This is a genomic window from Afipia sp. GW822-FHT04G07 (genome assembly GCF_058800765.1).
In genome coordinates, this window is sequence record NZ_JBXAMP010000001.1 from 130,052 (window position 1) to 147,693 (window position 17,642).

Here is a 17,642-nt window from a genome sequence, read left to right on the forward strand (position 1 = left end):
TTTCACTTGGCCGGGCCGCCGTTCTGTGGAATGTGCCAATCCAGTTCGAATTCGAAGCAGGGGACAGCCGGATGGGCGTTGCGATGAATCGCGAAGACTTTGTGAAGCTCGTGGGCCAGGAGCTCGGCGTTTCCGAATGGCATACAATCGATCAAAAGCAGATCAACGCCTTCGCTGACGCGACCGAGGATTTTCAGTTTATCCACATCGATCCGGAACGCGCCAAGCGCGAGACTCCGTTTGGCGGGACCATCGCGCATGGCTTCCTGTCGTTGTCGGTGCTGCCCAAGCTTGCCTATGCGACGATGCCGACGCTGAACGGCGCGGCGATGTCGATCAACTACGGTTTCGACAAGATCAGATTTCTGACGCCGGTGCGCGCGGGCAAGCGGGTGCGCGCGCGCTTCGTGTTGTCCGAGGTGACGATGAAATCGCCACAGGAACTACTGGCGCGTACCGCAACCACGCTCGAAATCGAGGATGAGTCGAAGCCCGCTCTGGTCGCGGACTGGCTCGGCATGCATTTCTTCGCATAATACAGGGAACGATCATGGCAATCAGATTCGATGGACGCGTCGCGATCGTGACCGGCGCGGGTGCAGGTCTCGGGCGCGCACACGCGCTGGGACTGGCGAAGCTAGGCGCGCGCGTGGTCGTCAACGACATGGGCGCTGCGCGTGACGGCAGCGGCGGCTCGGTCAGTCCGGCGGAAGCCGTCGTGGAAGAAATCCGCAAGGCGGGCGGCGAAGCGATCGCCGACGGCGCGGATGTCTCGAACTTCGAGCAGGTCAAGGAGATGGTCGCCCGCGCTGCGTTGAAGTGGGGCAGCGTCGATCTGATGGTCGCGAACGCCGGCATCCTGCGCGACAAGTCGTTCGGCAAGATGGAGCCGGACGATTTCGCCAAGGTTATCGCGGTGCATCTCACCGGCACGTTCAACTGCTGCCGTGCGGTGTGGGACGGGATGCGCGAGCGCAACTACGGACGCATCGTGGTCACCACGTCGTCGTCGGGTCTGTTTGGAAACTTCGGGCAGGCGAACTACGCCGCCGCAAAGGCCGGCATGATCGGCCTGATGAATGTTCTTGCCGAGGAAGGCCGCAAGACGAACATCCGCGTCAACACGATCTCGCCGACGGCGGCGACCCGCATGACCGAAGGCTTGATTGGGCCGGAAATTCTGGAATTGATGAAGCCGGAAGCGATCACGCCGGCGGTGCTCTATCTGCTGAGCGAGGACGCGCCGACCCGTACCATCATGGGCGCGGGCGCAGGTTCGTTCGCGGTCATCAAGGTCGTCGAGACCGAAGGCCTCAATCTGCCGAAGGACCAATGGACGCCGGACGCCATTGCGGCGAACTTCACGAAGATCGGCGACATGTCGACGGCACGCGATCTGGGCGGTGCGTTCTTCCAGACGTTCAAGTATGTCGAGCAGGCCGCGAAGGCGGCGGGTATCAAGCTTCCGCCGATGGGCGGTTGAGATCTTGAATGTCGCCATCATCGGTGCCGGTCCTGCGGGACTGATGGCGGCTGAGGTTTTAGCGGCGGGCGGTGCGCAGGTCACCGTCTATGAGCGTATGCCGTCTGTCGGGCGAAAATTTTTGCTCGCCGGACGCGGCGGCCTCAACCTCACGCATAGCGAACCGCTTGACCAGTTCCTGCCGCGCTATCGCGAGGCGACACCGCATCTGCGCGCGGCTATCGAGGCGTTTTCGCCCGACGCATTGCGCGCGTGGAGTGAAGGGTTGGGTCAACTGACCTTCGTCGGCTCGAGCGGCCGGGTGTTTCCCCAAGTCTTCAAGGCATCGCCGTTGTTGCGTGCATGGCTGCGCCGTCTCGATCAGCTGGGCGTGCGTTTCGTGCTCAATCATCGCTGGACGGGATGGAGCGCGAAAGGCGACCTGCAATTCGAGACGCCCGAAGGCCCAGCGTCGTTCAAGCCTGACGCCACCGTCATTGCCCTCGGCGGTGCAAGCTGGCCAAGGCTCGGCGCGGACGGTGACTGGACCGATGCGCTGAGCGCCAGGGGAATCGGTGTTACGCCGTTGCGCCCGGCCAATTGCGGATTTCACGTCGACTGGTCGAACCTGTTCCGCGACAGGTTCCAGGGAGAACCGCTGAAAGTTATCGCTTTGTCGTTCGGCGGCGAGACGGTCCGCGGCGAGGCAACGATTACGCGCGACGGCATTGAAGGCGGAGCGATATATGCGCTGTCCGCGCCACTGCGTGACGCGGTGCTTGCGAACGGCGAGGCCGTTCTTCACGTCGCGTTGCGGCCCGATATCCCGCACGCCGATCTGGCGAAGCGCCTCGGCGCGCCGAGAAAGAAGCAATCGCTATCGACCTATCTGCGAAAGCAGGCGGCCTTGTCTCCCGCCGCGATCGGATTGCTTCAGGAAGCGACCATTGCGTTCGGGTTGCTTCCATCGACAATGTCGCCTGATCAACTGGCGACATTCGTCAATGCGGTCCCTGTACGTCTGACAGGCGTTGCGTCGATCGATCGCGCAATCTCGACGGCGGGCGGAATTGCATTCGCCGAGATCGATACGCATTTCATGCTGCGCTCGTTGCCAGGCGTGTTCGTCGCGGGCGAAATGCTGGACTGGGAAGCGCCAACTGGCGGCTACCTGTTGCAGGCATGTTTCGCGACGGGCGCTGCGGCCGCGCGCGGAGCGCTGGACTATTTGAAGCGCTAAACCCCGCTCTCGATCTCCTCGCGAAGCATTTCGAGCGCGAGCCACTTTTCCTCGGCGGCGTCCAGTTCGGCCTGCGCCTTGGCGATGGCTGCTGACGCCGCGTCGAACTTCTTGCGGTCCTTCGTGAACAGTTCGGGATCGCTCATCAGGTTCTGCTGTTTGGCGATCTCGGACTGAAGCTTCGCCATCGTCTTCGGCAAGGTTTCGAGCGCGTGTTTCTCGTTGAAGTTGAGACGACGCTTTGAAGACGACGATGGCGCGGACGCTGCGCCCTTGCTTTCTCTCGGCTTGTCAGCCGCTGCAGATTCCGCCGCGCGCTGCTTCAGGTCTTCGCCGCGCTGTGCCAGCATGTCGGAATAGCCGCCGGCATATTCGACCCACTTGCCGTTGCCTTCCGGCGCGATCACCGACGTTACGACGCGGTCGAGGAAGTCGCGGTCGTGGCTGACAAGGATGACCGTGCCCTGATAGTCGCCGAGCATTTCCTCGAGCACGTCGAGGGTTTCGAGATCGAGATCGTTGGTCGGCTCGTCCAGCACCAGCACGTTGGACGGCTTGGCCAGCGCGCGCGCCAGCATCAGACGTCCGCGCTCGCCGCCGGACAGGACTTCGAGCGGCGTGCGGGCCTGCTCCTGCGTGAACAGAAAGTCTTTCATGTAGCTGATGACGTGCTTCGGCTTGCCGTTGACCATGATGCTGTCGCCGCGGCCGCCGGTCAGCGCGTCGGACAGCGTCGATTTCGGATCGAGGCTTTCGCGGTGCTGATCAAGCGTCACCATTTCGATGTTGGCGCCGAGGCGGATCATGCCGGTGTCGGGCTTGTCGGCGCCCGTGAGCATGCTGATCAATGTGGTCTTGCCCGCGCCGTTAGGGCCGACGATGCCGATGCGGTCGCCGCGCGCGACCCGGATTGAGAAATCATCGACGATGGGACGATCGCCATACGACTTGAAGATGTGCTTCGCTTCGATCACCAGCTTGCCGGAGCTTTCAGCTTCGGCTGCCGCGAGGTTCGCCTTGCCGGCGGTTCCGCGATAGTCGCGGCGCTGGTCGCGCAGTTCGAACAGGTTGCCGAGACGCTTGACGTTGCGCTTGCGGCGGCCCGAGACGCCATAGCGCAGCCAGTGTTCCTCGGCGACGATCTTGCGGTCGAGCTTGTGCTGGTCGCGTTCTTCTTCCGCCAGCACCTCGTCGCGCCATTCCTCAAACGCGCTGAAGCCTTTTTCGATGCGCCGGGTCTGGCCGCGGTCGAGCCACACGGTGGCGCGCGACAGATTGGACAGAAAACGCCGGTCATGGCTGATCATCACCAGCGCGGTGCGCCGGTTGGCGAGTTCGCCTTCGAGCCATTCGATGGTGGTGAGATCGAGATGGTTGGTCGGCTCGTCCAGCAGCAGGATGTCGGGCGAGGGCGCGAGCACGCGCGCCAGCGCCGTTCGGCGCGCTTCGCCGCCGGACAGATTGGCGGGATCTTCAGAGCCTGTGAGCCCGAACTGCTCCAGCAGGTATTGCGCCTGATAGGAATCGTCGCCCGGGTTGAGGCCGGCTTCGACATAGGCGAGCGTGGTCCTGAAGCCGGTGAAATCCGGTTCCTGCGGCAGATAGCGGATCGTCGCGCCGGGCTGCACGAAGCGGCTGCCGCGATCCGCTTCCACGAGCCCTGCGACGATCTTGAGAAGCGTCGATTTTCCGGAGCCGTTGCGGCCGATCAGGCAGACGCGTTCGCCGGCGGAGACGGCAAGCTCGACGCCGTCCAGCAATGGCGTGCCGCCGAAGGTCAGCGCGATGTCTTTTAACTGAATGAGAGGAGGCGCCATGTCGTCGGGGTACTCTTACTTCTGTTGCGCGCGCTGGATGCGGCGGATGGTCTGGTCGAGGGCCGACAGGAACGCGGAACGGTCGCGCGGTGAAAACGAACGCGGCCCGCCGGTGACTTCGCCGCTGGAGCGCAGGTCGGTCATCAGGTTGCGCACCGCCAGCGTCATGCCGATGGATTCTTCGGAGAACGGCTTGCCGTTCGGTGCGATGACATCCGCGCCCGCCTTGACGCAACGCGCCGCGAGCGGGATGTCGGACGTGACGACGATATCGCCTGTTTGCGCGCGTTCCGCAATCCAGTCGTCGGCGGCATCCATGCCCGCGCCTGCGGCAATCCGCTCGATCATTGGGTCGTTCGGGACCCGGATGAAATTGCCCGCGACCACGCTGACCGGCAGGCCGTGGCGCGCGGCGACACGGTAAATCTCGTCCTTCACCGGGCAGGCGTCGGCATCGACATAAATGCGGGTCGTTCGGGTCAAGGCGGTTCCGTTCAGGTTTGCGCTGCTGGTACCCCAGCCAAGCCAAAATGGCGAGCGAAAGGCAAGAAAACCGGACTGCGAGGCATGTGCGGGCGCATCTTGTCTTCGCCCCGGCTTTGCGGTCCATTTATGGCAAGAAACGCAGCAATTTGAGCAAGCCGAGGAACCTTATGACCGCGCTCAGGCCCTACAGCGTCGACGCCTACAATCTCGCCAAGAACTCCGAAAACAAGATGCACGACGATTCGGTCGCGCGCCGGTTCGGATTTCAGGGCGGGCTGGTGCCGGGTGTCGATGTGTTCGCCTACATGACGCACATGCCGGTGGCGAAATGGGGACGGGCGTTTCTGGAACGCGGGCTGATGGATGGCCGCTTCTTCAAGCCGGTGTATGACGGTGAGATTGCAGTCGTCACTGCGGAGGAAACCGCCGACGGTCTGGCCATCAAGGTGGAAAGCCGTGGCGAACTCTGCGCCACCGGCGTGGCCTCGATGCCATCCGAGATGCCGAAAATTGCGCTCGATGATTTCCAGAACGCCGCCGTCGTCGGCAAGAACGCACCCGCCGACGAGAAAACCTACGCGGCCGGCAAGTGGCTCGCCATTCCGCCGTTCACGCTGGGCGGGCAGGGGTCGTCCGATTACCTACGCGATGCCCGCGAAACCGATCCGCTTTATGCAAACGAGAAGATCGTTCACACCGGCATGTTGCTGCGGACGATGAACTGGGCGCTGATGGAGAACGCCATTCTCGGTCCGTGGATTCATGTCGGCAGCACGATCCGCTATCTCGCGACCGCAGGCGTGGACGACGAGCTCACCGTGCGCGCGAAGGTCACCGGCAACTACGACCGCAAGGGCCACAAGTTCGTGGAGCTGGACGGCGTGATCGTCGCGAACGGCACGAAGCTGATCGCGCATTGCCAGCATGTGGCGATCTACCAGCCGCGCGAAACGATGGCGGCGTAGCTTTTCGATTCAGTTTTCAAACAGCCAGACGTATTCGTCCTCGCGCCATGCGCGAGTTGGGCTTTTGGTTCTGCCCGCTCAAAACAGCGAGGGGCATGAAGCGCCGTAAGGCGCACCTTTGTCTTGTTTCGCTTCCGGCATCGCTTGCGACACGATGTGGTCCGGAAGCGCATCGCCTCACGGCGCTCCACTGCGGCGATTTTGGGCGAGAGGACCGTACTTCCGGGACAGGACGGACGCGGTGCGTCTTTATCCGGCGGGATTTCCCCGCCTTCATCTTGTCCGCGTCTAGCCGCGAACGGCAGAGCCCCATAGTGAGCCCGGACGGTGACCCCAGCCTCCCGAGCGTGTGTTTGCGAAACACACGTGCAGGCGCCGCATCCTGCTCCGCTTCAAAGCGCCCTCGAGAAGCGCCCCTCACGAACAGGACGTGCTGAACATAAGAGAGGTCCGGAGCGCGGGGATTCGTGTCCCCATCACGAAATGTTTCTGCGAGGACCGCAGCCGTGGATTCCGGGCTTGCGCCAAGCGGCGCATCCCGGAATGACGGGTGGGAAATCGCTTCACTCCTTCCGGCTTACATTCGCTGTCGCTTTCATGGCGCGGGGATTCCCGCTTGACCAACGCACAACTCGATGGTTATGCGTTAACCCATAACCACAAGGTTATGGGTTTCAAAATGTCTAAAGCTCACGACACGTTGTTCAGAACGCTCGCCGACCCGACCCGGCGGGCGATCTTCGAGCGGTTGTGCCGCGACGGAGAACAGACGGTGAGCGCGCTGACGGTTCGGGCCAAGGTCTCGCAGCCGGCCGTCTCGAAACATCTCGGCGTTCTGAAGCAGGCCGGGCTGGTGCGTGACCGCCACGAGGGCCGCCAGACACATTACAGCGCGCAGCTCGGCGCGTTGGCCCCCCTGATCGACTGGACCAGTCAGATGGCCGGCTTCTGGGAGAAGCGGTTCGATGATCTCGAAGACTTGCTGAAGAGGATGGATCAATGAGCACCGAAACACTCTCTATTGTTGTTGAGCGTGAGTTTTCTCACCCGCCGGAAAAGCTCTGGCATGCGCTCACGCAGCCGCACCTGATCGAGGAGTGGCTCATGAAGAATGACTTCAAGCCTGTCGTGGGCCACAGCTTCAATCTTCGTGGAGACTGGGGCGGCGTGCTGGACTGCGAGGTGCTCGCCGTCGAGCCGAACAAGACGCTGTCCTACACTTGGAATTTTGCGCACGACGATGCGGCCTTCAATCTGACGAGCGTTGTGATCTTTACGCTGACGCCCACGCGCACGGGGACCCATTTGCGCATGGAGCAATCGGGCTTCCGGCCGGATCAGAAGCAGGCCTTCGGCGGCGCCCGGCACGGGTGGCAAAAGTTCTTCGGAAACCTTGAGCAGGTGGTGGCGCGGGCAGACTGATGTCTGACGCACATCAGCGCCCGTGAATGAATGATGCAGAGTCAGAGGAGAGTTCTCATGAACTGGAACAGTACCATCCGGCAGAGCCATCGCTGGCTGTCGATTATTTTCACCGTGACGGTGATCGCGAATTTCGTCGCGATGTCATTGGGCACGCCGCCCGCCTGGGTGGTCTATTCACCATTGCCGCCGCTCTTCCTGCTATTGTTCAGCGGTCTCTACATGTTCGCGCTGCCGTATGTCGTCAGCATGCGGCGCAAACCGGAAGATGAATTGCGGGCGTAATCCAATGACTCCATCGGACAAGATCGATCAACTGATTGCGAAACTCACCGACTGGCGCGGCAAAACGCTCGCCAGTGTGCGCAAGGCCATTCTCGCGGCCGACAAGGAAATTATTGAGGAATGGAAGTGGATGGGAAGCCCGGTGTGGGAGCGCGACGGAATCATCGCGGTCGGTAACGCCCATAAGGAGAAGGTAAAGCTGACCTTCGCCCACGGCGCGAGCCTTCCCGATCCCGACAAGCTCTTCAATGCGGGTCTTGAAGGCAAGGTGTGGCGGGCGATCGATCTGTTCGAGGGTGACAAGATCGATGCGACGGCGCTGAAAAATCTGATTCGTGCGGCGATCGCGTTCAATCAGAACAAGAAAGCGAAGAAGAAGGCGGCGGCAACCAAGGCAAGGAAGAAGGCAGCGCCGGGCGCTCGGGCGAAGGCGGGCGAGAGCAGGCGATAGCCCTTCGCCTCGAATATCCCGCTGCGCTGTCATTGCCCGGTTGTCGCCGGGGACTCGTCATGTCCGGCGACGTTACTTCCGGAAAAATGTCGATAGTTCCTTCAGGAGAAACTCCGGCTGCTCCTCGGGAATCCAGTGCCCGCAGTTTTCAACGATGCCGCCGCGCACATTGGTACCCACGCGCTGCATGGATGACAGCGTTTCGCCGCCGCGCCCGAACGCGTCCGCGCCGCCGAACGCCAGAATGGGCATCTGAAGCTTCTGCGTCTTGAGAAACGCCTCGTTGTCGAGGACGTCCTGATTGAGCGTCCTGTAGTAATTCATACCCGTGCGCAGGGTCGAGAAATCCCGATAGGTGCGCAGATATTCCACGATCTCCTCTTCGCCGATCGCGTCGCGCACCCAGCCGAAGTTCGCATAGAACCAGCGGTAGTAGACGTCTTCGCGTCCGTGAATGAGCTGCTCGGGCATGTCCAGCGTCTGATGAAACGCGTGATGCCAGCGCCGGCCGTTCTGCGAGAACGTGCCGCTGCCGTCGCCGGGGATCGCCACGTCGAGGATCACAAGATTCTTCACGAGGCCGGGGTGATAGGCCGCGAGCGCGAATGCAACCGGCCCGCCCCAGTCATGCCCGACCACGAATGCGTCCTCGCCAGGCCGGATCAGGTTCAGAAGCTTTGCGATGTCCGCGCCGATGGTCTTCTTGTCGAACCCGCCGAGGGGCCGCGATGAATCGCCGAGGCCTCTCAGGTCAGGCGCGATGACAAAATAGTCCTTCGCAAGTTCAGGCATGATCTTGCGCCAGGCGTACCAGGTCTGCGGCCAGCCATGGAGCAAAACGACGGGCTTGCCTGAACCAGCGGTAACATAATGCAGGGTGACGTCGCCAAGGTTCGCGTGGTGGTGATCGGGCACAAAGGTCATCGCATATCCTGTTGTCAGCGTCGGGTTCATTCACGTGTGAATCACGCCGTTGTCCAGCGACATAACAAAAAAGGCGCTCCTTTCGGAGCGCCTTTTCGTTTGCGTAAGCTGAGTTCTGCTTACAGCGAGTAGTACATCTCGAACTCGATCGGATGCGGGGTCATTTCGAACCGCTCGACCTCGGTCATCTTCAGTTCGATGAAGCTGTCGATGAAGTCATCGTCGAACACGCCGCCGGCCTTCAGGAACGCGCGGTCCTTGTCGAGATTTTCCAGCGCCTCACGGAGCGAGCCGCAGACCGTCGGAATGGTCTTCAGTTCTTCCTTCGGCAGGTCGTACAGGTCCTTGTCCATCGCCGGACCCGGATCGATCTTGTTCTTGATACCGTCGAGGCCGGCCATCAGCATCGCAGCGAAGGCGAGATACGGATTGGCCATCGGATCGGGGAAACGCACTTCGACGCGCTTGGCCTTCGGGTTGGTGGTGTAGGGGATGCGGCAGGAGGCCGAACGGTTGCGCGCCGAGTAGGCGAGCAGCACCGGCGCTTCATAGCCCGGGACCAGACGCTTGTAGGAGTTGGTCGACGGGTTGGTGAAGGCGTTGATGGCCTTGGCGTGCTTGATGATGCCGCCGATGTAGTGGAGGCAGGTCTCGGAGAGGTCGGCGTACTTGTTGCCGGCGAAGGTCGGCTTGCCGTCCTTCCAGATCGACTGGTGGACGTGCATGCCCGAGCCGTTGTCGCCATACACAGGCTTCGGCATGAAGGTGGCGGTCTTGCCGTAGATGTGCGCGACCTGATGGATGCAGTACTTGTAGACCTGCATCTGGTCGGCCATGTGGGTCAGCGTGTCGAACTTCATGCCGAGTTCGTGCTGGGCGGAAGCGACCTCGTGGTGATGCTTCTCGACCTTGACGCCCATGCGGGCCATCGAGCCCAGCATTTCCGAGCGCATGTCCTGCACCGAGTCCTGCGGCGGAACGGGGAAGTAGCCGCCCTTGGTGCGGATGCGGTGGCCGAGGTTGCCGCCTTCATACTCGGTGTCCGAGTTGGTCGGCAGTTCGGACGAGTCCAGCTTGAAGCCGGTGTTGTACGGCGTGGTCTGGAAGCGCACGTCGTCAAACACGAAGAACTCGGCTTCCGGGCCGACGAACACGGTGTCGCCGACGCCCATCGCCTTGACCTGGGCTTCGGCCTTCTTGGCGATGCCGCGCGGGTCGCGGTTGTAGGGCTCGCCGGTCGACGGCTCGAGAATGTCGCAGACGATGACCATGGTGGTCTCGGCGAAGAACGGATCGATCGTCGCGGTGGTCGGATCGGGCATCAACGTCATGTCGGATTCATTGATCGCCTTCCAGCCCGCAATCGATGAGCCGTCGAACATCGTGCCTTCGGCAAAGATGTCTTCGTCGATCATCGAGATGTCGAACGTGACGTGCTGCCACTTGCCGCGCGGATCGGTGAAACGCAGGTCGACGTATTTTACGTCGTTGTCCTTGATCGACTTGAGGACGTCTTTGGCGGTCTTCATGAATACCCCTTATGTCTGCTTGGTCTGGTGTTTGTCGTCGTGGATTTTAGTCGTGATTTCAGTCGTGGATTTTCAGTCGAGGTGTGCTGGTCGTTCGTGGAGGGCGGCATCCGGATGCCGGTCGGGTCCGGCGAACGTGACGCTGCCGAGAGGCGAGGCGGTCAGGCTTAAATGGCGTCGAGGCCGGACTCTCCCGTTCTGATGCGGATGGCCTCTTCGATGTTGGACACGAAGATCTTGCCGTCGCCGATGCGGCCGGTCTGCGCGGCGCGCCGGATGGCGTCGATGGCTTTTTCGACAAGATCGTCGCCAATCACAATCTCAATTTTGACCTTGGGCAGGAAGTCCACGATGTACTCCGCGCCGCGGTAAAGCTCGGCGTGGCCCTTCTGCCGCCCGAAGCCCTTGGCCTCGGTAACGGTGATGCCTTGAATTCCGACTTCCTGAAGTGCCTCTTTCACCTCGTCGAGCTTGAAGGGCTTGATGATGGCTTCGATCTTTTTCACTGAGCGTCTCCCGGCACTTCCAATTGTTGCACGTCTATTTCCATATCGCGCGGTGTTGCGCACCTGATTTCGCGTACGGAGCCTGTTCCGCGGTATGAACCGTCTCTTTCCGGGCCGCGTGCCTCAGGCTGTGCGGCAAAAAAAGCCGAACTCCCCGCGCATCCGGCGGTGAGCACGACGAAACCAGGTTATCGCGCTAAAAGCAGGGTCCGTGCCAATTTATTAAGAGGTTGGATTCCCAAGTGTTGTCAGATTGTTAGCGGGGCGATTGCCTCATTGTACGGCGCGCTCGAACACCGCGAGAGCCTGCAAAAGAGGCAATTGCTCATAAATTAGCCGCTCAGATCGGCGCTCTGGCACCCACATTGCCTCAGGATGAGGCGAACCGAACAGGCAATTGGCAATGGAAGTTCTGACCGTTTCCGAGATGGCGCGCGCCGACCAGATCACCATCGCGAACGGCATGCCCGGCTTCGCCCTGATGCGCCGGGCCGGGCAGGCGGTTGCGATGGTCGCCGAGTCGATGTCCGGGCAGGGGCCGATCCTGGTGGTGGCGGGCCGCGGCAACAATGGCGGCGACGGCTTCATCGCGGCGGCCGAACTCGCCGCGCGCGGGCGCGAGGTGTCGGTGATCCTGCTGTGCGACCGCGCGACATTGACCGGCGATGCCGCGCTGGCGGCGGCGGAATGGAAAGGGCCGGTGCTGCCCTGCGATCCGGCCGCCATCGGCACGCCCAATCTGATTATCGATGCGCTGTTCGGCGCGGGGCTCAACCGCCCGGTGAAGGGCGACCCTCATGCGATGATCGAGGCGATGAACGCGAGCGGCGTTCCGATCCTGAGCGTCGATCTGCCGAGCGGCATCAACGGTGACACCGGCGCGGTGATGGGCGTCGCCGTTGAAGCATCCGCGACCGCGACGTTCTTTACCCGCAAGCCGGGTCACCTGCTGTTGCCGGGGCGCGTCCATTGCGGCGAGGTTCATGTCGCGGACATCGGGATCGACACGGGCGTGCTCGACGAGATCGCGCCCGTCACATACGAAAACGTGCCGGACCTGTGGGCCGATACGTTTCCGTCGCCGCAGATCGACGGCCACAAGTACGCGCGCGGACATGCGGTGGTCGCGTCGGGCGATGTGATCTCGACAGGCGCTGCGCGTCTCGCGGCGCGCGCGGCGTTGCGCGCGGGCGCGGGGCTGGTGACGGTGGCGTCGCCGCGCGATGCGCTCGCGGTGAATGCCGCGGCGCTGACGGCGGTGATGGTGCGCGAGACGGAAACGCCGCAGCAGTTTACCGAACTTCTTTCCGACAAGCGGTTCAATGTCTGCGTGATCGGGCCAGGAGCCGGTGTCGGTGAGCGCACGCGCGGGCTGGTGCAGGCGGCATTGTCCGCGCAACGCGCTCTGGTCCTCGATGCCGATGCGCTGACGAGCTTCGCGGGCGATCCGGAGCGGCTATTTGCGGCGATCAAAAACCAGCGCAATCCACAGGTTGTCCTCACCCCGCATACGGGTGAATTTGGACGGCTATTCAAAGGCTTGAATGCTACTGATCCAGATCATTCAAAACTCGAACAGGCGCGCCTAGCCGCGCAAGCATCCGGCGCGGTGGTGTTGCTCAAGGGCGCCGACACGGTGATCGCGGCGCCCGACGGCCGCGCGGCCATCACAGCCAACGCGCCGCCGTGGCTTGCGACGGCGGGATCCGGTGATGTGCTGGCGGGAATCCTCGGCGGAATGCTGGCGCAGGGCGTGCCGGCGTTCGAGGCGGCATGCATCGGCGCATGGATGCACGGCGAGGCCGCGCATGAGTTCGGTCCGGGACTGATTGCGGAAGATCTTCCCGATATGCTGCCGGCGGTGCTGCGAAATCTCTACGACGAGCTTGGGATTGCTTACTGAGGCGATGGGCGCGGGATCGCTTCATAAATGGTGTCGATAGTTCTGCGAAAGCGGACCGGCATTCGCTACTCCTGATCCATTGCATGAAGTGGATGAGGAGGCCGGGGTGGCCGTTTACGTGATCGCTCAGTTGAAATTCACGAACGAGGAACGCTATCGCAAGTATCAGGCGAAGTTCTTCGACGTGTTCAAGGACTCCGGCGGCAGGCTGCTGGCCGCGGACGAGAAACCTGTTGTTATCGATGGCGAATGGACACGCGACAAGGTTGTGGTGATGTCGTTTGCCGACGAGGCGCAGGCGAGGAGCTTTCTGGATTCGCCCGGCTATCAGGAAATTTCCAAAGACCGGATCGCGGGCGCGGATACCATCGGCCTGCTGGTCCAAGGGCTCTAGCGGGCGCTACTCCACCGCGTAACTGCGCACCAGTTTCGGCGCGGCCCAGTTCAGCGCGGTGGCCTCCATCAGCCATTGTCCGGCATGGTCCGCCGCGAACGCGATGCGCTGGGTCTGGCTCTTGTCGATCATCAGCGTGTCGAGCCAGAACGGTTTCCAGCCGTCATCGAGCCGGTCGAGCAGGCGGAAGTGGTGACCGTTCAGGCGGAACACCACGGGACTGGCGGCGGGATTCGTGATCGCCATCACGACGGTGCGTCCGCGCTTGACGCGATAGACCGGCGCGGTGGAGGCGTTGAGATCGCCAGGCGTGGTCCACTGCGCCTTCGGATCGAGCGACAGGTCCGAGCGCAGCGCGCCTTGCAGGTTGAGGCGTGCCGGAAGATTGCCCGGAGGAAACGCCGCCGCAGGCGGCAACGGTGCGGCACGGAGCGGTGCGTCGTTCGACATTACCAGCCGTGCGATGGTTCGCGGCGCAGTGCCGTCATGCATGACGATCTGCGAGATCGTGCCCGGTGCACGCGTTGCATCGATAAAAGCATCGATCCGCGATCCCGGCGCGAGCACGATCTGGCCGTCGCGCGCGGGAAAAGGTTCGGCGGGCGCGCCGTCGATCGCCATCACCCGCACGTCGTGATTCTCGATTTTGATGCCGACGGGGGAGCGCGGACTGCCGTTGACGAAGCGCAGGCGCAGCCGCTCGTTGACCTTCGCAGTGATGTCGAGGCTCGGCTTGCCGTTGACGGTGAAGGCCGCGGTGCTGCCTTCGGGGTTGTTCCCCGATGGAATCGAACTGCCGTCGGGCTTCAGCCGCCATTCCTCGATCAGCAAAACCTCGTCGCGGTCCACGGCGAGCGGCGGGTTGTCGTCAACGATGAGCGCCCGACCCGCGATCGGTCGGGCAGCGGTGTCGCCAAGAAGCTGCGCGCTGGCCAGAAAGGTTCCCGGTTGCCGCAGCGGCAGGACGAACGACGCCCGCCCGTTCGGTGGCACCGGCGCTTGCACCGTGAGCGGGGCGATGGCCTGCGCGCCGTCGATTCCGAGCCAGTTCAAGATGATAGGGGCAGGGAGTTCATTTGAAAGCGTAACCGCAAGGTCGCCCCTGGCGAACCGGAACGCGCCGGCGTTGGCTGCCTCGAGCGTCCAGACCTGGCTCGGGGGGAGCCCTGTGCCGAGCGACATGGTTCCCGGCCGGGCGCGTAGCGCCAGCGTCTGACCCGCCTGAGCCAATGCTTGTCCCTGAGCAAAGGCCGGCAGCCGCAGCCCGGAGGTGAGGGCGATTCCTCCCAGTCCGGCCAGTATTGCCCGCCGCGACGGCGAAAAAACCCGATTTGTCATGGGCTATGCGGACCATTTTTGATCCCGGCTGTCCAGCGGGCGCTTGGTCGCCGCGCGGGACCTCCAAGCGCGCCCTAAGGCCGCGTTGCGAAAGCCATTTTTTTGCTGCGAAGCAGTTGCCTCATGTTATAAGCCCGCCGCTCGCGGCTGTGCCGCTGGACTGAAGATGTGCGCTGCGCGGGCGTGGCGGAACTGGTAGACGCGCTGGGTTTAGGTTCCAGTGACGAAAGTTGTGGGGGTTCGAGTCCCTCCGCCCGCACCAAGCGCGAAATTCGTTTGCGCAAGTATTCTGGAGGAGACGTTTCCGTCGGGAACGTGTCCGCCGTGCCACCGATACATGCCGAACGGCTCTGCTGCCGAATGGCTTTGTGTCCAACAGATTGACAACGACCCGGCGACGCCGGGTCAAGCCGGAAGAAGATTGACGCCATGCAGGTCACAGAAACCCTCGCCGAGGGATTGAAGCACGAGTTCAAGGTCAGCGTTCCCGCGTCGGATATCGATGCCAAGGTGGATGCCCGGCTTGTCGACATGAAGGACAAGGTGAAGCTCAACGGTTTCCGTCCCGGCAAGGTGCCCGTCGCGCATCTCAAGAAAGTTTATGGCCGCTCCGTTGCCGCCGAGACCGTCGAGCAGCTGATCCGCGACACCAACTCCGGAATCTTCACGGAGCGCGGCTTCCGTCTCGCGACCGAACCCAAGGTCACCATGCCGACCGAGGAAAAGGAAATCGAAGCGATCCTCGACGGCAAGTCCGACCTGAACTATTCGGTCGCGATCGAGGTCGTGCCTGCGATCGAACTGGCCGACTTCAAGAGCTTCAACGTCGAAAAGCCGGTGGCGACTGTCACCGATGCCGACATCGATGAGGCGCTGAAGCGCATCGCCGAGCAGAGCCGCCCGTATGCCGCGAAGGCAGACGGCGCCAAGGCCGAATCCGGCGACCGCGTCACGGTGGCTTTCAAGGGCAGCATCGACGGTGAGCTGTTCGACGGCGGCACCGGCGAGGGCATTCAGGTCGTGATCGGCTCGAACACCTTCATTCCGGGCTTCGAGGACCAGCTGATCGGGATCGCTTCCGGCGAAACGCGCACCATCAAGGCGTCGTTCCCGAAGAACTATGCGGCTGCGAACCTGGCCGGCAAGGACGCCGAGTTTGAAACCACTGCCAGCGCCATCGAAGCGCCGCAGGAAGTCAAGATCGATGAAGAGTTCGCCAAGACGCTCGGCATGGAATCGCTCGACAAGCTGAAAGAGGCGATGCGCGAACGTCTGGTCGCCGAGTTCGCTGGCGCGTCGCGCCAGCGCGTGAAGCGCGTGCTGCTCGACAAGCTCGACGACGCACACAAGTTCGGTCCGCCGCCCTCGCTGGTCGAGGAAGAGTTCAAGCTGATGTGGAATTCCATCAAGTCTGAAATGGAATCCTCGGGCAAGAGCTTCGCCGACGAGAACACCACCGAGGAAGCCGCCAAGGCGGAATACGAGAAGATCGCAGACCGCCGCGTTCGCCTCGGCCTCGTGCTCTCGGAGATCGGCGAGAAGAACAAGATCACCGTCACCGACGATGAAGTCAGCCGCGCGCTGATCGACCGTGCGCGCCAGTCGCCGGGCCGCGAAAAGGAAATCTGGGATTTCTATCGCAGCAATCCCAACGCGCTGGCGCAGCTTCGCGCGCCGATCTACGAGGACAAGGTCGTCGACTTCATTCTTGAGCTTGCGAATGTCACCGAAAAGCAGGTGACGCGCGACGACCTGCTCAAGGAAGAAGACGACAAGACCGCCGCCTGATTGCGATCCCCGATTTCCGGTAAGGGGATTGGGGCCGCATTAACGATATGACCGAAATGAGCAGTGCGGCGCGTCCGCGCTGCTTTGCGTGCTTGGCCGAATCAGCTTCAACTCCCGCCACTTCGGGTTGCCTTTCGCTCTTGTGGCCGCCTTATCGGTCCATATGTGTAGTGTCCAACCCTTCTGCATCACGAGGCATTCCGGCCGGCTGCCTCCGCCAACCTTCAGGTGAACAATGCGCGATCCCGTTGAAACCTACATGAACCTCGTGCCGATGGTGGTCGAGCAGACCAATCGCGGCGAGAGGGCCTACGACATTTTTTCGCGCCTGCTGAAAGAGCGCATCATTTTCGTGACCGGACCGGTCGAGGACGGCATGTCGGTGCTGGTCGTCGCGCAGCTCCTGTTTCTGGAAGCCGAGAATCCCAAGAAGGAAATCTCGATGTACATCAACTCGCCGGGCGGCGTGGTGACATCGGGCCTCGCGATCTACGACACCATGCAGTTCATCCGTCCGCCGGTCTCGACCCTGTGCACCGGGCAGGCGGCGTCGATGGGGTCGCTCCTGCTGGCCGCCGGTGAGAAGGACATGCGCTTCTCGCTGCCGAACTCGCGGATCATGGTCCACCAGCCGTCGGGCGGTTTCCAGGGCCAAGCGACCGACATCATGCTGCACGCGCAGGAAATCCTGAACCTGAAGAAGCGTCTGAACGAAATCTACGTCAAGCACACCGGCCAGAGCTACCAGGCGATCGAGGATGCGCTGGAGCGCGACAAGTTCCTGACCGCCGAGATGGCGAAGGACTTCGGCCTGGTCGATAAGGTGATCGACAAGCGCGCCGAGGAAGCGACGCCGAAGCTGCCGTAACGCGAATTCCCGGCCTGGTTGCGAATAAGATGGACGCCCCTCAAGGGCGTCCGTTTTTGCATGAGGGTGCCGTCACCCGCTTTGGTGAATGCGAACGCTTTTTAGGGTTCCGCCCGCGCGCCGGTCTTGACCGGTTGCCGTTCTTGGCGGCTAATTATTGCCATTGATCCGGGACTGCTGGACCCGTCGTTTATTGCGATCCTTATTTTTTTGACGGCATCCATTGCGCTCCGGGCACACCATTTTCGATGAGAATGAAAACGT

Annotated in this window: 18 protein-coding genes and 1 tRNA gene; 13 read left to right on the forward strand and 6 right to left on the reverse strand. The window is 62.2% G+C overall.

Annotated elements, in window-relative coordinates; translation table 11 throughout:
- Positions 1-71: 71 nt before the first annotated feature.
- Genes AC1RKJ_RS00655 through AC1RKJ_RS00665 form a run of 3 tightly spaced genes read left to right on the forward strand, consistent with a single transcriptional unit; the run spans position 72 to position 2,702 of the window.
- Complete coding sequence (locus AC1RKJ_RS00655) at positions 72-536, forward strand: MaoC family dehydratase (protein ID WP_492788990.1); 465 nt, start codon at positions 72-74, stop codon at positions 534-536.
- A 14-nt stretch (positions 537-550) separates the two neighbouring features.
- On the forward strand, positions 551-1,483 hold the full coding sequence (locus tag AC1RKJ_RS00660; protein ID WP_492788991.1) for an SDR family NAD(P)-dependent oxidoreductase: 933 nt from the start codon (positions 551-553) through the stop codon (positions 1,481-1,483).
- 4 nt (positions 1,484-1,487) lie between these two features.
- Entirely contained in the window at positions 1,488-2,702 is a 1,215-nt protein-coding gene (locus tag AC1RKJ_RS00665) for a BaiN/RdsA family NAD(P)/FAD-dependent oxidoreductase (RefSeq protein WP_492788992.1), read from the forward strand.
- On the opposite strand, the gene AC1RKJ_RS00670 is transcribed toward AC1RKJ_RS00665, so the two are convergent.
- Together AC1RKJ_RS00670 and AC1RKJ_RS00675 are read right to left on the reverse strand one after the other, a co-directional pair.
- On the reverse strand, positions 2,699-4,519 hold the full coding sequence (locus tag AC1RKJ_RS00670; protein WP_492788993.1) for an ABC-F family ATP-binding cassette domain-containing protein: 1,821 nt from the start codon (positions 4,517-4,519) through the stop codon (positions 2,699-2,701). The genes AC1RKJ_RS00665 and AC1RKJ_RS00670 overlap by 4 nt on opposite strands.
- A 15-nt stretch (positions 4,520-4,534) precedes the next feature.
- A complete protein-coding gene (locus AC1RKJ_RS00675; protein WP_492788994.1) occupies positions 4,535-5,002 on the reverse strand; it encodes a YaiI/YqxD family protein in 468 nt (155 codons plus the stop codon).
- A 170-nt stretch (positions 5,003-5,172) separates the two neighbouring features.
- Here AC1RKJ_RS00675 and AC1RKJ_RS00680 point away from each other — a divergent pair, with 170 nt between their 5' ends.
- The 5 genes from AC1RKJ_RS00680 (at position 5,173) to AC1RKJ_RS00700 (ending at position 8,128) form a co-directional block, all read left to right on the forward strand.
- On the forward strand, positions 5,173-5,970 hold the full coding sequence (locus AC1RKJ_RS00680) for a hotdog fold domain-containing protein (RefSeq protein WP_492788995.1): 798 nt from the start codon (positions 5,173-5,175) through the stop codon (positions 5,968-5,970).
- A gap of 679 nt (positions 5,971-6,649) precedes the next feature.
- Entirely contained in the window at positions 6,650-6,973 is a 324-nt protein-coding gene (locus tag AC1RKJ_RS00685; protein ID WP_492792610.1) for an ArsR/SmtB family transcription factor, read from the forward strand.
- Positions 6,970-7,392, forward strand: a complete 423-nt coding sequence (locus tag AC1RKJ_RS00690; RefSeq protein ID WP_492788996.1) for an SRPBCC family protein — start codon at positions 6,970-6,972, stop codon at positions 7,390-7,392. Before AC1RKJ_RS00685 ends, AC1RKJ_RS00690 begins: the two co-directional genes overlap by 4 nt.
- Before the next feature lie 57 nt (positions 7,393-7,449).
- Positions 7,450-7,677 (forward strand): hypothetical protein, encoded by a 228-nt coding sequence (locus tag AC1RKJ_RS00695; RefSeq protein WP_492788997.1) that lies wholly within the window; start codon positions 7,450-7,452, stop codon positions 7,675-7,677.
- A gap of 4 nt (positions 7,678-7,681) precedes the next feature.
- Positions 7,682-8,128: a DUF1801 domain-containing protein gene (locus AC1RKJ_RS00700; RefSeq protein WP_492788998.1), complete on the forward strand. Its 447-nt coding sequence runs from the start codon at positions 7,682-7,684 to the stop codon at positions 8,126-8,128.
- Between the two features lie 72 nt (positions 8,129-8,200).
- On the opposite strand, the gene AC1RKJ_RS00705 is transcribed toward AC1RKJ_RS00700, so the two are convergent.
- From AC1RKJ_RS00705 to AC1RKJ_RS00715, 3 genes are all read right to left on the reverse strand, one after another.
- Complete coding sequence (locus AC1RKJ_RS00705) at positions 8,201-9,052, reverse strand: alpha/beta fold hydrolase (protein ID WP_492788999.1); 852 nt, start codon at positions 9,050-9,052, stop codon at positions 8,201-8,203.
- 119 nt (positions 9,053-9,171) lie between these two features.
- A complete protein-coding gene (gene glnA / locus AC1RKJ_RS00710) occupies positions 9,172-10,581 on the reverse strand; it encodes a type I glutamate--ammonia ligase (protein WP_492789000.1) in 1,410 nt (469 codons plus the stop codon).
- A gap of 167 nt (positions 10,582-10,748) precedes the next feature.
- On the reverse strand, positions 10,749-11,087 hold the full coding sequence (locus tag AC1RKJ_RS00715) for a P-II family nitrogen regulator (RefSeq protein WP_002712006.1): 339 nt from the start codon (positions 11,085-11,087) through the stop codon (positions 10,749-10,751).
- A gap of 403 nt (positions 11,088-11,490) precedes the next feature.
- Between AC1RKJ_RS00715 and AC1RKJ_RS00720 the strand changes: the two genes are divergently transcribed.
- Positions 11,491-12,990 carry an NAD(P)H-hydrate dehydratase gene (locus tag AC1RKJ_RS00720; RefSeq protein ID WP_492789001.1) on the forward strand — a complete coding sequence of 500 codons (1,500 nt, stop codon included), beginning with the start codon at positions 11,491-11,493 and terminating at the stop codon, positions 12,988-12,990.
- Between the two features lie 106 nt (positions 12,991-13,096).
- The gene (locus AC1RKJ_RS00725; RefSeq protein ID WP_492789002.1) at positions 13,097-13,384 is read left to right on the forward strand and encodes a DUF1330 domain-containing protein; all 288 of its coding nucleotides are present in this window, start codon (positions 13,097-13,099) and stop codon (positions 13,382-13,384) included.
- Between the two features lie 6 nt (positions 13,385-13,390).
- Here AC1RKJ_RS00725 and AC1RKJ_RS00730 read toward each other — a convergent pair whose 3' ends face one another.
- Positions 13,391-14,722 (reverse strand): multicopper oxidase family protein, encoded by a 1,332-nt coding sequence (locus AC1RKJ_RS00730; RefSeq protein ID WP_492789003.1) that lies wholly within the window; start codon positions 14,720-14,722, stop codon positions 13,391-13,393.
- A gap of 177 nt (positions 14,723-14,899) precedes the next feature.
- Here AC1RKJ_RS00730 and AC1RKJ_RS00735 point away from each other — a divergent pair.
- From AC1RKJ_RS00735 to AC1RKJ_RS00745, 3 genes are all read left to right on the forward strand, one after another.
- Positions 14,900-14,984, forward strand: a tRNA-Leu gene (locus AC1RKJ_RS00735).
- A gap of 167 nt (positions 14,985-15,151) precedes the next feature.
- Positions 15,152-16,510 carry a trigger factor gene (gene tig, locus AC1RKJ_RS00740; protein ID WP_492789004.1) on the forward strand — a complete coding sequence of 453 codons (1,359 nt, stop codon included), beginning with the start codon at positions 15,152-15,154 and terminating at the stop codon, positions 16,508-16,510.
- Between the two features lie 235 nt (positions 16,511-16,745).
- Entirely contained in the window at positions 16,746-17,378 is a 633-nt protein-coding gene (locus AC1RKJ_RS00745; protein ID WP_492789005.1) for an ATP-dependent Clp protease proteolytic subunit, read from the forward strand.
- Positions 17,379-17,642 lie beyond the last annotated feature (264 nt).